This window comes from uncultured Candidatus Thioglobus sp. (assembly GCF_963981275.1).
GTDB lineage: Bacteria > Pseudomonadota > Gammaproteobacteria > PS1 > Pseudothioglobaceae > Thioglobus_A.
Map to the genome: position 1 here is coordinate 1 of NZ_CAXCCZ010000028.1, position 15,335 is coordinate 15,335.

Here is a 15,335-nt window from a genome sequence, read left to right on the forward strand (position 1 = left end):
AAGCGTTTTCAGAAATTTCACAATATTCCTATCAAACTTAATCTATCCGAACAACAAGTTGCAAAATTTTTGGTCAGTAATCAATTTCCGGGTGTGGATATCGAACCTTATTTTCACCGTGTTTATCCTCATAATGACTCAAGTGTTCATGCGCTAGGCTACGTCTCAAGAATGAATAAAAAGGACAAGGCTTCCTACGATAAAGACAACTATTCTGGAACCTTGTTCGTTGGCAAGGTGGGCATTGAAAAACAGTATGAATCCCTGCTTCACGGCCAAACAGGGTTAAAACAAATAGAGAGAAATGTAAGTGGGCGCGTGATTGATACTCAAATTGTCACTCCCGCCATACCCGGGCAAGATCTCTATCTTAGTCTGGATTTAGACATGCAAAAAAAAGCAGAAGAGCTACTCAAAGGTAAGCGTGGTGCTATTGTTGTGGTTGATACTAGAAATGGAGAAGTATTAACGCTTGTTAGCACTCCAGTTTATAACCCCAACTGGTTTGTTAACGGTATATCACATGCAAACTACAAATTACTGCAATCTTCTAAAGATATTCCTCAGCTAAACCGAACTGTACAAGGTTTATACCCACCCGCCTCTACCATAAAACCCATGGTGGCACTTGCAGGACTAGAACAAGGTGTAATTAATGATCAGGACACTGTATTTGACAGGGGCTATTATCAGCTACCAGGGGTAAAACGCAAATTCCACAATTGGGATAGAAATGGCCACGGTAGTGTCAATGTTAAGGATTCTATCGCTCGATCAAATGATGTATTTTTCTACGATCTGGCCAATAAAATGGGGATTGACAACCTGCACAGTGGCTTAAAACTTTTTAATTTTGGCCGAAAAACTGGTATCGATATCCCCGGAGAGCAGGGTGGAATCTTACCTTCTAGAGCTTGGAAGAAAATCAATAGAAACGAGCCTTGGTATAAAGGGGAAACTTTAAATACCGGCATTGGCCAAGGATTCATGACTTCTAGCCCACTTCAACTCGCTGTTGCCACCGCAGCACTAGCTAATAAAGGCCAGCTATTTAAACCCACTTTACTAAAAAACACTAAGCTGGCTGATCAGTCAATGACTGAATTTAAAAAACCGATTGGCAAGCAAATACCTATTAACAATATTCAAAACTGGGAAACAGTTATTGATGGCATGAGACAAGTTATATATTCTCCCAAAGGTACCGCCAGAAGGTTAAATAAAAAACTAACCTATACCTTAGCAGGAAAGACTGGAACCGCCCAAGTGTTTGGCTTGGACGCTGAAGAGGTTTATATCGCAGAAAAACTGGCAGAAAAACTCAGAGATCACGCCTTATTTACAGGCTTCGCACCAATTGAAAATCCAGAAATTGCCATTGCAGTTGTAGTTGAGAATGCCGGCAGTGGTAGCTCAAAAGCAGCACCCTTAGCACGCCAGGTGCTAGATGTTTACTTTAACAAACAATCAGATAATAAACTGGCACAATAACTCTTTGTCAATTGGAAACTTTAAAGTGGCGTCCATGCGATAGCGCGCTTTAAGCTGATCTAGCTGTGGTTGATTAAGCTCATCATATAAGATAATAATTTTAGCCTCTGGAGATCCCCCCTCCAAAGTTGCTAAAAGTGATTCAATATTGCTCACTCGATCACGAAACTCTGGATTGTGACTAAACTCCGCCACCAATACTTGATAGTCATTTTTCTTAGCAAGCTTAGTTGCTTTGCGCTGAGAATCTTCAAAATCAACCGAAAACCCATGTTCAATAAATAAAGGTGTAAAGTCTTCAAACCCACCTTCATCAACAAAGAACAAGAGATTTTTACTCACGACAGTTGATTTTGCATTTGATAAAAATTTTGTTTAAATTCAGCAAAACCATCTTCCTCAATAGCCTTTCGCATTTGCGCCATCAAGTTTTGATAATAATGCAAATTATGCAATGTATTTAGTCTGGCGCTTAAGATTTCATTCTTACGTTGCAAGTGATGCAAATAAGCCTTGGTATAGTTTTGACACGTATAGCACTGGCAGTTTTCATCAAGTGCACTTACATCAAGCTTGTACTGAGCATTGCGAATTTTAACAATACCCAAAGAAGTAAACAGATAGCCATTTCTAGCATTTCGAGTGGGCATTACACAATCAAACATATCGATACCGCGCTCAACCGCCTCAACCAAATCACTTGGTGTGCCAACGCCCATTAAATATCTAGGCTTATCCTCTGGCAACTCACTGGGTAGATAATCCAATACTTTAATCATCTCTTCTTTGGGCTCACCCACACTTAAGCCGCCAATAGCGTAACCATCAAAGTCAATATCTATCAGTGCATGGGCGGATTCACGGCGTAAATCCTCATGCATTCCACCTTGAACAATTCCAAATAGAGCATTGGTATTATTAAGCCTCTGATGTTCTGATTTAGAGCGCTTGGCCCACCTGAGTGATAATTGCATAGATTGATCGGCAGTTGCCTTATCTGCAGGATACGGCGTACATTCATCAAAAATCATAACTATATCTGAGCCCAATTTTTGTTGGATTTGCATCGACTGTTCTGGCCCCATAAAAATTTTATCGCCATTTTTTGGCGACCTAAAATCTACACCCTCTTCACTGATTTTTCGCATGGCACCCAGACTGAATACTTGAAAACCACCAGAATCTGTGAGAATTGGACCTTGCCAATGCATAAAATCATGCAAATCACCATGTGCTTCAATAACCTCAGTCCCCGGGGTAATGGCCAAATGAAAAGTATTACCCAAAATAATTTGAGCACCCAACTCGCTCACTTCTTCTGGTGTCATAGCCTTTACTGTTCCATAAGTGCCAACGGGCATAAAGGCAGGGGTTTGCACCTCACCACGCTCAAATATCATTTTTCCACGTCGAGCTTTATTGTGTGTATGTTTTAATTCAAATTTCATATTAATAATTATTCAGTTGTACTAGATTTTGCTTGCAATTGCCATAATTTGGCATACTCACCATGAGCTTTTAATAATTCCGTATGTGACCCACTCTCTTGAATCTTACCTTGGCCAAGGACAATGATTTTATCAGCATCAACAATGGTTGAGAGGCGGTGTGCAATTACCAATGTGGTATGCTGCTCACTCAATAAATTTAATGCCTTTTGAACCATCTTTTCAGAATAAGAATCCAGTGCTGAAGTGGCCTCATCAAAAATCAAAATTGGTGGATTTTTAAGTAGCACTCTAGCAATGGCTAATCGCTGCTTTTCACCACCGGATAATTTCAACCCCCTTTCACCTACAAGCGTTTCATAACCCTGTGGCAATTGATTGATAAACTCATCGATAAAGGCCAGTTTGGCTACTTTTTCTACTTCCTGTTGAGTTGCCCCTTGTTTGCCATACGCAATGTTATAAAAAATACTTTCATTAAACATGACTGTATCTTGTGGCACCACGCCCATGGCAGACTGAACAGAAGACAGGCTTAGTGCTTTAATATCTTGATCATCGAATAAAATTTGACCACTAGACACATCAAAAAATCTGAATAATAATTTAGCCAAGGTTGATTTTCCAGAGCCAGATGCGCCCACAATGGCGACCTTTTGACCCGATTCAATACTAAAGTTAATATCATTTAGCACTGGATCTTTGCCTGGATATGCAAAACTCACTTTTTTAAACTCAATCTTACCTTTATCTACATTCAGCGAGGGCGCTTGCTCGTTCTGTGCAACTTTCGGAGTTTTATCTAGTAAATCAAACATATTATTCATATCGATAAAATTATGCTTAATTTGTCTATAGACAATGCCTAACGATCCTAATGGCATAAACAACTGAAGCAGTAAGGCCTGAATCATGATCATATCACCCAAGCTTAAACTCTGCTCCACCACTCCTTCTGCTGCTGCAATTAAAATCAGAGTAACACCGACAGCAATAACAGCACCTTGAACAAAATTAAGTGCTGTCATCGAAGTGAAACTCTTTGTTGCTACCTGCTCCCAACGCCCCATGGTTTTATCATAACGATTAACCTCGAAATCCTCTCGGTTGAAATACTTAACCGTTTCATAATTAATTAGACTATCAACTGCATTAGTATTGGCCTCAGATTGCATATCGTTCATTTGATATCGATATTTCATACGCCAAGTAGTAATTGCTAAAGTCAAACCAATATAGAAAGTTACTGTTAATAGTGAAATTCCAGAGAAAAAGACACCGTAGTTAATCCACAACAGCCCTATTACCAGGCAAATTTCAAAAAATGAAGGCAATATATTAAATACAAAAATTGATAAAAGTGTAGAAACACTCTGGGTACCACGATCAATATCTCGCGTAATGCCGCCAATTCGCCTGTCAAGGTGAAAGGATAAATCTAGTGTATGCAAATGTTTAAATACCCCAAGTGCAATCAAATGCATAGCATGGTAGCGAACCTTGGCAAAAATAGCATCTCTTAGCTCGTTAAATAATGAGCTAGCCAGTCTTAAAGCACCATAGGCCAGTAATAATCCAAGTGGCAAAATTAACAACACATTAGTTTGGTCTAAATTATCAACAATTTCTTTTAACAAAACTGGCACAGCAACATTAGCAAGCTTTGCAGAAATAAGAAATAACGTCGCTAAAATAACACGACCACGCATCTTGAATAAGTATGGCAAGAGTTTTTTTAAAACCTTTATATCCTGGGTTTTAAAATCATAAGCTTTGGTTTGTTTAACGCTAGCGTGCATCATTTATTGGGCGGCCATAGGATAAAATTGCACCTGTTCTAAGTATCCAAACAAAACCTCAACAGTCGCCACCTTCGCATTTGAAGAGTGAATGCACAAAGATGGATATATAAATGGTAATTTATGTGACTTTAAATGATTGATTAATGTGTTCAAAGCTAAATCCTCTTGACTGTAAAAAGCGCTGTTGTTTAGCTTTTTCTTTAAAATTACTCGGCATTTCTTTACCAAATTTTCGCTCTCGTATTTGATAGGCTAATAGATAAAAATCAAATCCAGTCAAATCAAACTGATCAATACCACGTTGTTTTAAATCAGCCCTAATTTTAATCGGACCCTTGCCTTGATTAAAGCGCATTTGAATAAATTCATCGGCAAAGCGCTCATCACTTTGATAATTTTGCTCAATTAAAGTATTAATTGCCTCGCTGATTTCAACTTGCTCAAACTCTTTATTGCTAAGCTTTTGTGTCAACTCAAGAACAGAGTGTTCGCGCCTAACCAACATGCGCATTGCTGCGGCATAACAAGCTTGTTTATTCGGTGTCGCTACCATCATTCATTAGCTTTTCACGAATTTTGACCTCAACACTTTGTCGTAACTCTTGATGCTCTTTTAGGTAATCACGTGCATTATCTTTACCTTGACCAATTCTTTCGCCCTCAATACTGTACCAAGCACCTGCTTTTTCTACAAAGCCTAATTTAACACCCAAATCGATGATCTCGCTTTCAAGTGAGATACCCTGGTTGTATAAGATTTGAAACTCTGCTTGTTTAAAAGGTGGCGCCACTTTGTTTTTTAGTACCTTAACGCGCGTCTCATTGCCCAATATTTCATCACCTTTCTTGATCGCACCGATGCGACGAATATCAAGACGAACAGAAGCGTAAAACTTTAAAGCATTACCACCCGTAGTAGTTTCAGGGTTACCAAACATAACACCAATTTTCATACGCAATTGATTAATAAAGATCACCATGGTGTTGGTTTTTTTAATGTTTGAAGTCAGCTTTCTTAACGCTTGAGACATTAATCGAGCCTGTAAGCCCATATGCGATGCACCCATCTCTCCCTCAATTTCTGCCTTTGGTGTCAGTGCTGCCACAGAATCAACCACCACAATATCAACACTGCCTGAGCGTACCAACATGTCAGTAATTTCAAGCGCCTGCTCACCCGTATCTGGCTGAGAGATTAATAAATCATCCGTATTAACCCCAAGACGCTTAGCATATTGCGGGTCAAGTGCATGCTCAGCATCGATAAATGCAGCTGTGCCCCCTAACTTTTGCATCTCAGCAATTACATGCAATGTTAACGTTGTCTTTCCAGAAGACTCAGGGCCGTAAATTTCAATCACTCGACCTTTTGGCAGGCCACCAATACCAAGTGCAATATCCAGACTCAAACTACCTGTTGAAACTGCCTCAATATCTGTTTGTGCATTTTCATCACCCAAGAACATAACTGAACCCTTACCAAACTGCTTGTCAATTTGCGATAAAGCCGCCTTAAGTGCTTGTTTTTTCTGTTCATCCATGTCCTTTCTCCTAGGTAAAATATATGTAATTAATTTAGCAATTATATCCGAAATATTGTGACAACTTTTTCAATAAATGACACTCAAAATATGGACTTGGCGCTTAAGCTTGCACACCAGGGAATGCAAGGTGTTGGTGCCAATCCGATGGTAGGCTGTGTGATTGAAAAAGCAGGCAGCATCATTGCTCAAGGCTATCACCAAACCTTTGGCCAGGCGCATGCTGAAGTTAACGCCCTTGAACAAATTAACTATCAAGCTAAAGATTCAACACTATACGTAACCTTAGAGCCTTGTTCGCATCAAGGTAAGACGCCGCCATGTGCACAAGCCATTATCAATTCCGGGGTTAAAAAAGTCATTATCGCCATGTTAGACCCAAACCCTCTGGTGAGTGGCCAAGGTGTATCCATGCTGAAAAATTCAGGCATTGAAGTTGAGGTTGGACTCCTAGAAGAACAAGCGCAACAACTTAATCGCGGATTCATCAAACGCATGGAAACACAACGACCTTTTGTTACTTGCAAAATCGCCATGAGCTTAGATGGAAAAACCTCTATGCACTCTGGTGAGAGTAAATGGATTACAGGTGAACACGCGAGAGCTGACGTGCAGAAGCTCCGCTCTGAAAACCAAGTCATCATGACTGGTTCTGGAACAGTTCTAGCAGACAACCCATCTATGACTGTTCGCCTTAAGGATGTAGGCACTTCTCCTATTCGAGTGGTGGTTGACTCTCAACATCAGATTACTGACAAAACACTCAATATTTTTTCCAAGGATGCGTCAACACAAATATTTAACACTGACAATACAAAACTAGATGCGGTTGGAAAAGTCAGCCTTAGAGATGTCTTATTGCAACTTGGCAAACAAGGAATTAACACCATCTTGCTTGAAGCGGGACCAGGGCTGATTGGTGCTATGATTAGCCATAATCTAATTGATGAGTTTATCATCTATACTGCACCGGTATTACTGGGTAGTGATGCCAATTCTATGGCACAACTACCCATCACTGATATGGCACATAAAATCAACCTAGACATTAGTGATATGCGTATGATTGATAAAGATATGCGCATAACTGCCTCAATAAAATCATGAAGAATTTAACCAATAAGCGTGTTTTGCTTGGGGTTAGCGGATCGATATCCGCTTACAAGGCGCCAGATATTGTTAGACGCCTGCAAGATCTTGGTGCAGATGTGCGCGTCATTCTTACCACTGGTGGGTCCAAATTTATTACCGAACTAGCACTTCAATCTATATCCAAAAATAAAGTTCATCATAATTTATGGGACCAAGAAGCTGAGCTATCCATGGGACATATTGAACTTTCCAAATGGGCAGACTGCATTCTCATCGCCCCTGCAAGTGCCAATACCATTTCAAACATAGCTTCTGGAAAGGCTTCTGATTTACTTAGTAGTGTCATCTTGGCGAGCGATGCAATACTTATGCTAGCACCTGCCATGAATCAGCAAATGTACAAATCTAGCGCTTTACAGGACAATCTAGCACGCCTAGAGTCACGTGGCGTTAGTGTGATTACACCCGATTCAGGCTCACAAGCTTGTGGTGATATTGGACCAGGTAGATTGCCAGAATCAGCTAATATCGCTAATCAAGTTGCTAATCAATTTCAAACCACTCAACTCACAGGCCAGCATGTTATGGTTACACTGGGTGCGACACTCGAAGCCATCGACCCTGTGCGATTTATCTCTAACCACTCAAGTGGCAAGATGGGCATGGCTTTAGTTAATACATGTATTGATATGGGTGCCCAAGTTACTTGTGTTTATGGTGATATTAACATTCCGTTAAATGACAGGGCCAATAATATTGAAACGCTTAGCGCTGAGAAAATGCACACCTGTGTTATGCAACAAATTCATCAACAAGATATTTTTATTGCCTGTGCAGCAGTTTGTGATTATTCTGTTAAAACACCCTCTAATCAAAAAATTAAAAAAAATGGAGAAAATCTTATTTTGGAATTAACCCCTAATAAAGATATTCTGGCCGACGTTTGTAAACTTGAGAAAAAACCCTTATGCATTGGTTTTGCTGCGGAGACGCAAAATACTTTAAAAAATGCCCAATTAAAGCTCAAAAACAAGGGTTGTGAGGCCATTATTTTGAACGATGTTTCAAATGCAGAAATTGGCTTTAATTCTGATGAAAATCAAGTGATTTTTATCAGCAAAAAACAGCAAAAAAACATTGCTAAAAATAGCAAAGCAAAGATCGCTAAAAATATCCTTAAAATCTTCATTAAAGAGTTCTTATAAACTCTAAAAAACACTGTTAAATCAACACCTATTAAAGTTACTCACAAAACTGTGGATAACTCTGTTAATATCTCCTTAAAAAGTGCCATAAACGTTGATAGATTGCACTTTTTTATGGTTTTGAATAAAAACTAATCAGTTAATTTTTTTACTTAAAAATCAATGAGTTGTATAATAATAACCAAAACCATAATATTAGAAAATGCTCATTAATGATTTTAAAAATGCATCGGAGGAAAACTAAATGTGTTTCACGCATCAAATCAAGGGTTTCACGACATATTAGACAATCATAAACTTATAATTTTCTAAACTTAAATTTATTGTAAATTTAATCCATAATTATGCTAATTTTAGCCTTCAATTTTCTCCTTGGAATCCTGGTATTTTCACTTAAAAATACTCTAACTCTATCAGTCCTAGAAACGAGCTTGTTTTTCGCCCTATTAGGCGTTGCTTTTGTCACTTTTAAACGCTACAAAGCCCTTTGCTACAATTTAATGCTTTTTATCATTGGATTTGCTTGGATGGGTACGTTTTCTGCTCATGTTTTGAATTCCGATATAGACGAAAAATTCTTCAACAAGCCAATTAGTGTTATTGGAAAAATTGATTCACTTGTTGAACAATCTGGACAAAAGTCACGCTTTGTCTTTCAGGTATCCGAGCCTTTTAAAGGGAAAATCAAGCTTTCTTGGTATGGCAATAACACCAAGTTACCTAAAAATGATGAAACCTGGAAGCTACGGATAAAAATTAAACACAATAATAGCTACCAAAATCAAGGCGGCTTTGATTATGAGCAGTGGCTCTTCTACCAAAAATTTGACGCAACAGGTTATGTCAGGCGCAGTGACAACAATACACTTCTAAGCAAAAGCACCAGTTTGTCAGTCAACTCAATTAGACAAGACATTCGCCAAAGACTTTCTGCCCAACTGGCTGAATATTCTTTTCTAGGGGTTATGAATGCACTGGTTATTGGCGATCGATCTTTAATAAACAGTGAGCACTGGGATTTGTTCAAGGCTACCAACACTACCCATCTTAGTGTTATCTCAGGGCTGCATATTGGCCTGATTTCTGGCTTTGTCTTTATGCTCTCTAGTTTACTATGGAGGCGCTGCGCCAGCTGTACTTCTAGACTTCCTGCAATCACGCTAGGGGCTTATTTTGGGCTATTTAGCGCTTTTTCCTATGCACTAATTGCAGGGTTTTCAATTCCCACACAGCGTGCTTTTATTATGGCTGGCGTGGTTTTCCTCTCTTTAATATTAAGGCGTCAGCATAGTGTGTGGCAGTTGTATGGTATGGCACTTTTATTGGTACTAGTGCTTAATCCTCTCAGTATTTTTAGTATTGGATTTTGGCTTTCTTTTTATGTTGTTGCCATTATTATTTACGGCGCAGGACAACACAAAGATAAACACTTAATTATACGTCTGCTTTATATTCAGCTTTTGATTAGTCTTTCCACCTTGCCGCTTATTGCCTGGTTTTTCCACCTTGGCTCAACCCTTTCTCCTATTGCTAATTTGGTGGCCATCCCTGTTTTTAGTTTTGTTAGCACTCCTCTATCATTATTAGGCACTCTATTTTCATATTTAAACTTAGAATTCTTAAGTCATATTAGCTTTACTATTGCCAACCAATCATTAATCTATTTATCTGCACTACTTCAATTTTTAACACAGATTGAATTTAACCTCTGGCACTACACCCAAAGCTCATGGATTGATCTGATTTTATTAATCATAGCTGTGTTATTTTTCTTACTACCGAGTGCACTTAAATTAAGAGCTCTATCTCTAGTTATCATTATTTATATCTGGCTCCACCCTAATGAGGAAATTAAACAAGGTGAGGTGCATGTAACTGTATTGGATGTTGGGCAAGGATTATCACAAGTGGTACGCACGCAAAATCACACACTGCTTTTTGACACGGGCGCCAAATACCCTTCTGGATTCAACATGGGTGATGCGGTAATCATTCCTTATTTGAATTCACAGCAGATTAAACAACTAGATTTAATCATTATATCTCATGGTGACAATGACCACATTGGCGGCCTTGACAGTGTTTTGAAAAAAATTAACAGCCAAAAAATACTCAGCTCCGTTCCAGAAAAAATTTCAAAATCATCTGGCTTATGCCAGTCTCTTCCTACTTGGGAATGGGATGGGGTAGTCTTTCAAATGCTCAATAAGGGGCATAATTTCACAGGCAATAACGCCTCTTGTGTACTCAAAATATCTAATCAAAATCATGCCATCATACTCACTGGAGATATTGAAAAAAAATCCGAGCTACACCTGGTTAACACTTGGGGTGATCAGCTTAAATCTAGCATACTTATTAGCCCTCACCATGGCAGTAAAACCTCCTCTAGCACCCAATTTTTAAAAGCAGTACATCCAAAATGGGTGGTTATCTCAAGCGGCTATAAAAATCGATTTAATCACCCTGCTAAGGTCGTTATGGATCGATATAAAGAACATCAAATTCAAACGCTAAATACCAACTGCACAGGACAAATTGATATCCAAATGGCTGATAAAATCACTTTTACTCAATATAGAAAATCTAAAAAACGCTATTTTCAACGTAGTTGTCTATAACAGATTGATTTAAATTGAAAAATATGAAAAATTTCTAGTGGTAATGAATCTTGCTAGATTGTGTCAAGGTTAGCGCATTAACCGCATCAACTAAAGCTTGATCTGGATTAACCCTAAACTCTTTGCTCAGCAGTACACTGCCTTTTAAATGCTTAGTACCGTAAGAAATTTTAACTGGACACCCGCCTTTGTGCTCAGCCAATAAATGATAAAGCTTGGTAAATATTGGCTGGTGCTGCTCGTTGAGTCTGACCTCAAAACCTTTTGCATAATTGATCTTTACTTCGCTAATATCTTCAATGTTATCAACAATAATTTGCCAGCCATCACGATAATCATCGCGCTGAATTTTTCCTGAAATAATCACCACATCATCCACAATAAGTTTGTCGCTCACCTCTCCCAAAGATTTTGAGAATACGACAGCGTTTAAAGATATGCGACCATCTTCAACAGCAACAATAGCAATTTGTCCGCCTTTACGAGTGGGGCGATAGCGTAATTCAGAAATGAGCGCTAGCACTCGCACCTCTTTATTATTTCTAAAACGCATTTCAGAAGGTAGTGTGGCATTTATATACTTAGCATCTGCTTTATATTCATCAGTTGGGTGGTCATAAAAGTAATAGCCCATGACTGTTTTTTCTAACTGTAGGCGTTGTCGAAAAGAAAGGTCAGGCGCAGTTACATAATTAACCTCATACTCCACATGCTCTTCAACGCCAGAGAATAAGCCACTCTGACCACTAGAATGATCATTTTGACGCTGTTCTGCCTGTTTGACTGCCACTGGGTAAGTTTTGATTAAACTCGCCCTAGTGATGCCAAATACATCAAATGCGCCACTATAAATCAACGCCTCTAAAGCGCGCCTGTTTAAATAACGCTTTTCAATTCTAAAGCAAAAATCAAATAAATCTTTAAAGATGCCATTTGCCTGACGCTCTGCCATTAATCTTTCAACCAAAGCCTCGCCTACACCTTTAATCGCGCCCAGCCCATAAACAACTGTTTTATCATCTGCAATACTAAATTGATAATCAGATTCACATACGTTTGGCCCGTTAACCTTAAGCCCCATTTGTAGAATTTCCCCTACTGTAAATGAAATCCGGTCGGTATCATCCATCATGCCTGATAACACTGCCGCCATAAAAGGAGCAGGATAATGAGATTTTAACCATGCCGTATGGTAAGACACATAGGCGTAAGCTACTGAGTGTGATTTATTAAATCCGTAGCCTGAAAATTTATCAATCAAATCAAAAATTTCATTCGCTTTCTTTTCATCAATATTTTTTTCGCCAGCGCCTTTAACAAAGACACTACGCTGGCGATCCATCTCCTCTACTTTCTTTTTACCCATGGCTCGGCGCAATAAATCTGCACCACCTAATGAATAACCCGCCATCACCTGGGCAGATTTCATTACCTGCTCTTGGTATAGAAATACACCATTAGTTGGTGCAAGAATTTCTTTCAGCATAGGATGCGGATACTTAACCTGAGCACCATGCTTAACGTTGATGTAATCATCGACCATGCCTGCATCCAAAGGGCCTGGACGATATAAGGCCAACATAGCAACAATATCTTCAAAATTATCTGCTTGCAGCTTTTTCAAATAGCTTCGCATGCCATCAGATTCCAGCTGAAAAATACCCGTGGTATCACAACGCTGCAATAGTTCGTAAACCTTTTCATCATCAAGTGGCAAACTATCAAGATCAATTTTGGTTTCACTCAAGCCTTTTGCCTCAATCATCTTGATGGCTTTTTGAATCACTGTTAAGTTAGACAATCCCAAAAAGTCAAACTTAACCAAGCCTACCGCTTCAACATCATCTTTGTCAAACTGAGAAACCACACCATCATCTTCGCCCGAGCCTTTATAAACAGGGCAAAAATCACTAATTTTACTCGGTGCAATAACAACACCACCGGCGTGAGTACCAACATTTCTTACCACGCCCTCTAGCTTCTTAGACAAATTAATTAAATCAGTAACCGCCTCTTCTGAATCGTAGCGTGCAAGTAGATCATCCGAGCCACCTTCAGATTCTGGCATTAAGGCTTTGCTCAGTGTCATCTTTAAATCATTTGGAATGAGCTTAGATATTTTGTCACTAAAGCCATAAGGATGTCCAAGCACACGGCCCACATCTCGTACCACACCCTTGGCGGCCATGGTGCCATAAGTAATGATTTGCGATACCTTTTCACGGCCATATTTTTTGGCCACATAGTCAATCACCTCATCACGTCGATCGGTGCAAAAGTCAATATCAAAATCCGGCATAGAAACTCGCTCAGGATTTAAAAAGCGCTCAAATAGCAATTCGTGCTTAATAGGATCAACATTGGTGATACCCAGAACATAGGCCACTAACGATCCAGCGCCAGATCCACGACCCGGTCCAACTGGAATATCTTGGTTTTTTGACCACTGAATGAAGTCGGCAACAATCAAAAAATAACCCGGAAAATCCATTTGAATAATGACATCAAGCTCAAATTTAAGTCTTGCTGAATATTCCGCTTTATCAACGTCAAGCCCTTGTAATCTGGCGCTTAGACCATGCTCAGATTCAAGGGTGAAAAACTCAGCAATGCTCAACCCTTCAGGAATTGGAAAATCTGGTAGATAGTTTTTTTTGTGAAGCTCAAAGTGAACATTACAACGCTGAGCAATCTTGGTTGTATTTTCAAGCACTTCTGGCAAGTCAGAAAACAATACTTGCATCTGCTCATTTGACTTTAAATATTGTTGATCGGAAAAATGACGCACACGACGAGCATCATCCAAAAGCCCACCCTGTGAAATACAAATGCGCGCTTCATGTGCATCAAAATCATCTTTGGCGAGAAATTGCACATCGTTTGTTGCTACAACAGCAATATCAGATTCTATGGCTAGAGTGATACATAAATGCAAGTGTCGCTCATCAAACTCTCTAAAAGTTCTTTGCACGGCAAGATAGTAGCGATCACCAAAAACTTTTTTCCAGTGAGCTACCTTTTGTTGCGCCTCAAGAATTTGATTACTAAGCAAGTGTTTGGCAACATCACCGTATACTGGTGTCGAAATTAATATCAAACCCTCATTGTTTTCCTCTAGCTGTGCCTCATCAATTGAAACACCTTTAAAAGATTGGCCTTGCATATAAGACAAGGAGATAAGCTCTGACAAGTTTAAAAAACCCTGTTGATTTTGACATAACAGCAAGATTGAATAAAACTCACCCTCATTGTCTACGACATTAACTCGTGCACCAAAAATTGGTTTAATATTAGCAGAAACTGCTTTTTGATAAAACTTTACAGCTGCATAAAGATTGGATTCATCCGTTAATGCAATGCTATCCATACCTAATTCAACCGCATGGTCTATTAACTTTGGGATGCGTATCAAGGAGTTAACAACTGAAAACTCACTTTGACAATGTAGATGGCAAAAACCCGAATTAGGCATAAAAAGATACTTTACAAATCAAATAAAGAGATTAATTATCCATCAATTTAATTGATATTTGACTTTATTTCAGACAAAAAAATACCCCAATTAAGGGGTATTTTATAAAAATCCTAGCTTGTATTAGAAGCGAGGACCAGCACTGCCCGCCAATGCAGTTTGCGCCGTAGCGTTTACTGTTTGGTGATGAGCCTTGTTAGCCAAAGCAACCGCAGCAGCAGTTTTACCTGCAGCATTTAGTTTTTTAGCTTCTTTGATCATCTTAGCTGTGTCACGCCAAGCCATATTAACTGCTAAGTTGGCCTTATAGCCAGTTTCAGCAGCTTTAAGAGCTGACTTAAACGGATCAGAAGATCCATTATTCCAGTTATGCGATCCACCTAGAAAATCAGCCTGAGCTGTTAAGGCAAATACTGATAAAGCAATTATTAATACTTTTTTCATGTCTTTCTCCTATTTTCTGTAACGAGCATCGGTAATTTCAAGACCGTTACTCATTGCCTGGTGGAAATACTCTAAGTTGTTCATAGTCTCAGTCTGAGAGCCAATTGGCTTAGCACGCATATTCTTCAAACAACCACCGTAACGACGTTGTAAAGTACCTAAACCAGCCCACTTCGCACGATACATTGGAACGTGAGTTGTATGACCTAACGCAGGTGA

Annotated in this window: 11 protein-coding genes and 1 pseudogene; 4 read left to right on the top strand and 8 right to left on the bottom strand. The window is 39.1% G+C overall.

Features of this window, described 5'->3' with window-relative positions:
- Nucleotides 1-1,491: penicillin-binding protein 2 (gene mrdA / locus ABNR88_RS05430; RefSeq protein WP_348670148.1), on the top strand; the 1,491-nt coding region annotated here is incomplete at its 5' end.
- Here mrdA and ABNR88_RS05435 read toward each other — a convergent pair.
- The 5 genes from ABNR88_RS05435 to recA all read right to left on the bottom strand — a co-directional run bounded on the left by ABNR88_RS05435 (nucleotide 1,468) and on the right by recA (nucleotide 6,282).
- Nucleotides 1,468-1,833, bottom strand: a complete 366-nt coding sequence (locus tag ABNR88_RS05435; RefSeq protein WP_291928123.1) for a hypothetical protein — start codon at nucleotides 1,831-1,833, stop codon at nucleotides 1,468-1,470. The two genes, mrdA and ABNR88_RS05435, sit on opposite strands and share 24 nt — an antisense overlap.
- Nucleotides 1,830-2,939 (bottom strand): tRNA guanosine(34) transglycosylase Tgt, encoded by a 1,110-nt coding sequence (tgt, locus tag ABNR88_RS05440; protein WP_291928125.1) that lies wholly within the window; start codon nucleotides 2,937-2,939, stop codon nucleotides 1,830-1,832. The genes ABNR88_RS05435 and tgt overlap by 4 nt, the downstream gene beginning before the upstream one ends.
- Before the next feature lie 8 nt (nucleotides 2,940-2,947).
- Nucleotides 2,948-4,738, bottom strand: coding sequence for an ABC transporter ATP-binding protein/permease (locus ABNR88_RS05445; RefSeq protein WP_348670151.1), 1,791 nt, complete (start codon nucleotides 4,736-4,738; stop codon nucleotides 2,948-2,950).
- Between the two features lie 121 nt (nucleotides 4,739-4,859).
- Nucleotides 4,860-5,297 (bottom strand): regulatory protein RecX, encoded by a 438-nt coding sequence (locus ABNR88_RS05450; RefSeq protein WP_291928128.1) that lies wholly within the window; start codon nucleotides 5,295-5,297, stop codon nucleotides 4,860-4,862.
- Nucleotides 5,275-6,282 (bottom strand): recombinase RecA, encoded by a 1,008-nt coding sequence (gene recA, locus ABNR88_RS05455; RefSeq protein ID WP_348670149.1) that lies wholly within the window; start codon nucleotides 6,280-6,282, stop codon nucleotides 5,275-5,277. The genes ABNR88_RS05450 and recA overlap by 23 nt, the downstream gene beginning before the upstream one ends.
- Nucleotides 6,283-6,372: 90 nt before the next feature.
- Here recA and ribD point away from each other — a divergent pair, with 90 nt between their 5' ends.
- The 3 genes from ribD (at nucleotide 6,373) to ABNR88_RS05470 (ending at nucleotide 11,200) form a co-directional block, all read left to right on the top strand.
- Nucleotides 6,373-7,389 carry a bifunctional diaminohydroxyphosphoribosylaminopyrimidine deaminase/5-amino-6-(5-phosphoribosylamino)uracil reductase RibD gene (ribD, locus tag ABNR88_RS05460; protein ID WP_291928168.1) on the top strand — a complete coding sequence of 339 codons (1,017 nt, stop codon included), beginning with the start codon at nucleotides 6,373-6,375 and terminating at the stop codon, nucleotides 7,387-7,389.
- The gene (gene coaBC / locus ABNR88_RS05465; RefSeq protein ID WP_291928135.1) at nucleotides 7,386-8,579 is read left to right on the top strand and encodes a bifunctional phosphopantothenoylcysteine decarboxylase/phosphopantothenate--cysteine ligase CoaBC; all 1,194 of its coding nucleotides are present in this window, start codon (nucleotides 7,386-7,388) and stop codon (nucleotides 8,577-8,579) included. Before ribD ends, coaBC begins: the two co-directional genes overlap by 4 nt.
- Nucleotides 8,580-8,923: 344 nt before the next feature.
- Nucleotides 8,924-11,200 carry a DNA internalization-related competence protein ComEC/Rec2 gene (locus ABNR88_RS05470; RefSeq protein ID WP_291928138.1) on the top strand — a complete coding sequence of 759 codons (2,277 nt, stop codon included), beginning with the start codon at nucleotides 8,924-8,926 and terminating at the stop codon, nucleotides 11,198-11,200.
- Nucleotides 11,201-11,234: 34 nt separating this feature from the next.
- Here ABNR88_RS05470 and dnaE read toward each other — a convergent pair whose 3' ends face one another.
- The 3 genes and pseudogenes from dnaE to ABNR88_RS05485 form a co-directional block, all read right to left on the bottom strand.
- Nucleotides 11,235-14,672: a DNA polymerase III subunit alpha gene (dnaE, locus tag ABNR88_RS05475; protein WP_348670150.1), complete on the bottom strand. Its 3,438-nt coding sequence runs from the start codon at nucleotides 14,670-14,672 to the stop codon at nucleotides 11,235-11,237.
- Between the two features lie 123 nt (nucleotides 14,673-14,795).
- A complete protein-coding gene (locus tag ABNR88_RS05480; RefSeq protein WP_291928144.1) occupies nucleotides 14,796-15,116 on the bottom strand; it encodes a hypothetical protein in 321 nt (106 codons plus the stop codon).
- 9 nt (nucleotides 15,117-15,125) lie between these two features.
- Nucleotides 15,126-15,335, bottom strand: a pseudogene (locus ABNR88_RS05485) (sulfur oxidation c-type cytochrome SoxA); the annotation flags it as partial.

Coding starts and splice junctions, on each gene's coding strand:
- tgt (WP_291928125.1), bottom strand. CDS start 2,939: ATGAAATTTGAATTAAAACATACACACAATAAAGCTCGACGTGGAAAA.
- ABNR88_RS05445 (WP_348670151.1), bottom strand. CDS start 4,738: ATGCACGCTAGCGTTAAACAAACCAAAGCTTATGATTTTAAAACCCAG.
- ABNR88_RS05450 (WP_291928128.1), bottom strand. CDS start 5,297: ATGATGGTAGCGACACCGAATAAACAAGCTTGTTATGCCGCAGCAATG.
- recA (WP_348670149.1), bottom strand. CDS start 6,282: ATGGATGAACAGAAAAAACAAGCACTTAAGGCGGCTTTATCGCAAATT.
- ribD (WP_291928168.1), top strand. CDS start 6,373: ATGGACTTGGCGCTTAAGCTTGCACACCAGGGAATGCAAGGTGTTGGT.
- coaBC (WP_291928135.1), top strand. CDS start 7,386: ATGAAGAATTTAACCAATAAGCGTGTTTTGCTTGGGGTTAGCGGATCG.
- ABNR88_RS05470 (WP_291928138.1), top strand. CDS start 8,924: ATGCTAATTTTAGCCTTCAATTTTCTCCTTGGAATCCTGGTATTTTCA.
- dnaE (WP_348670150.1), bottom strand. CDS start 14,672: ATGCCTAATTCGGGTTTTTGCCATCTACATTGTCAAAGTGAGTTTTCA.
- ABNR88_RS05480 (WP_291928144.1), bottom strand. CDS start 15,116: ATGAAAAAAGTATTAATAATTGCTTTATCAGTATTTGCCTTAACAGCT.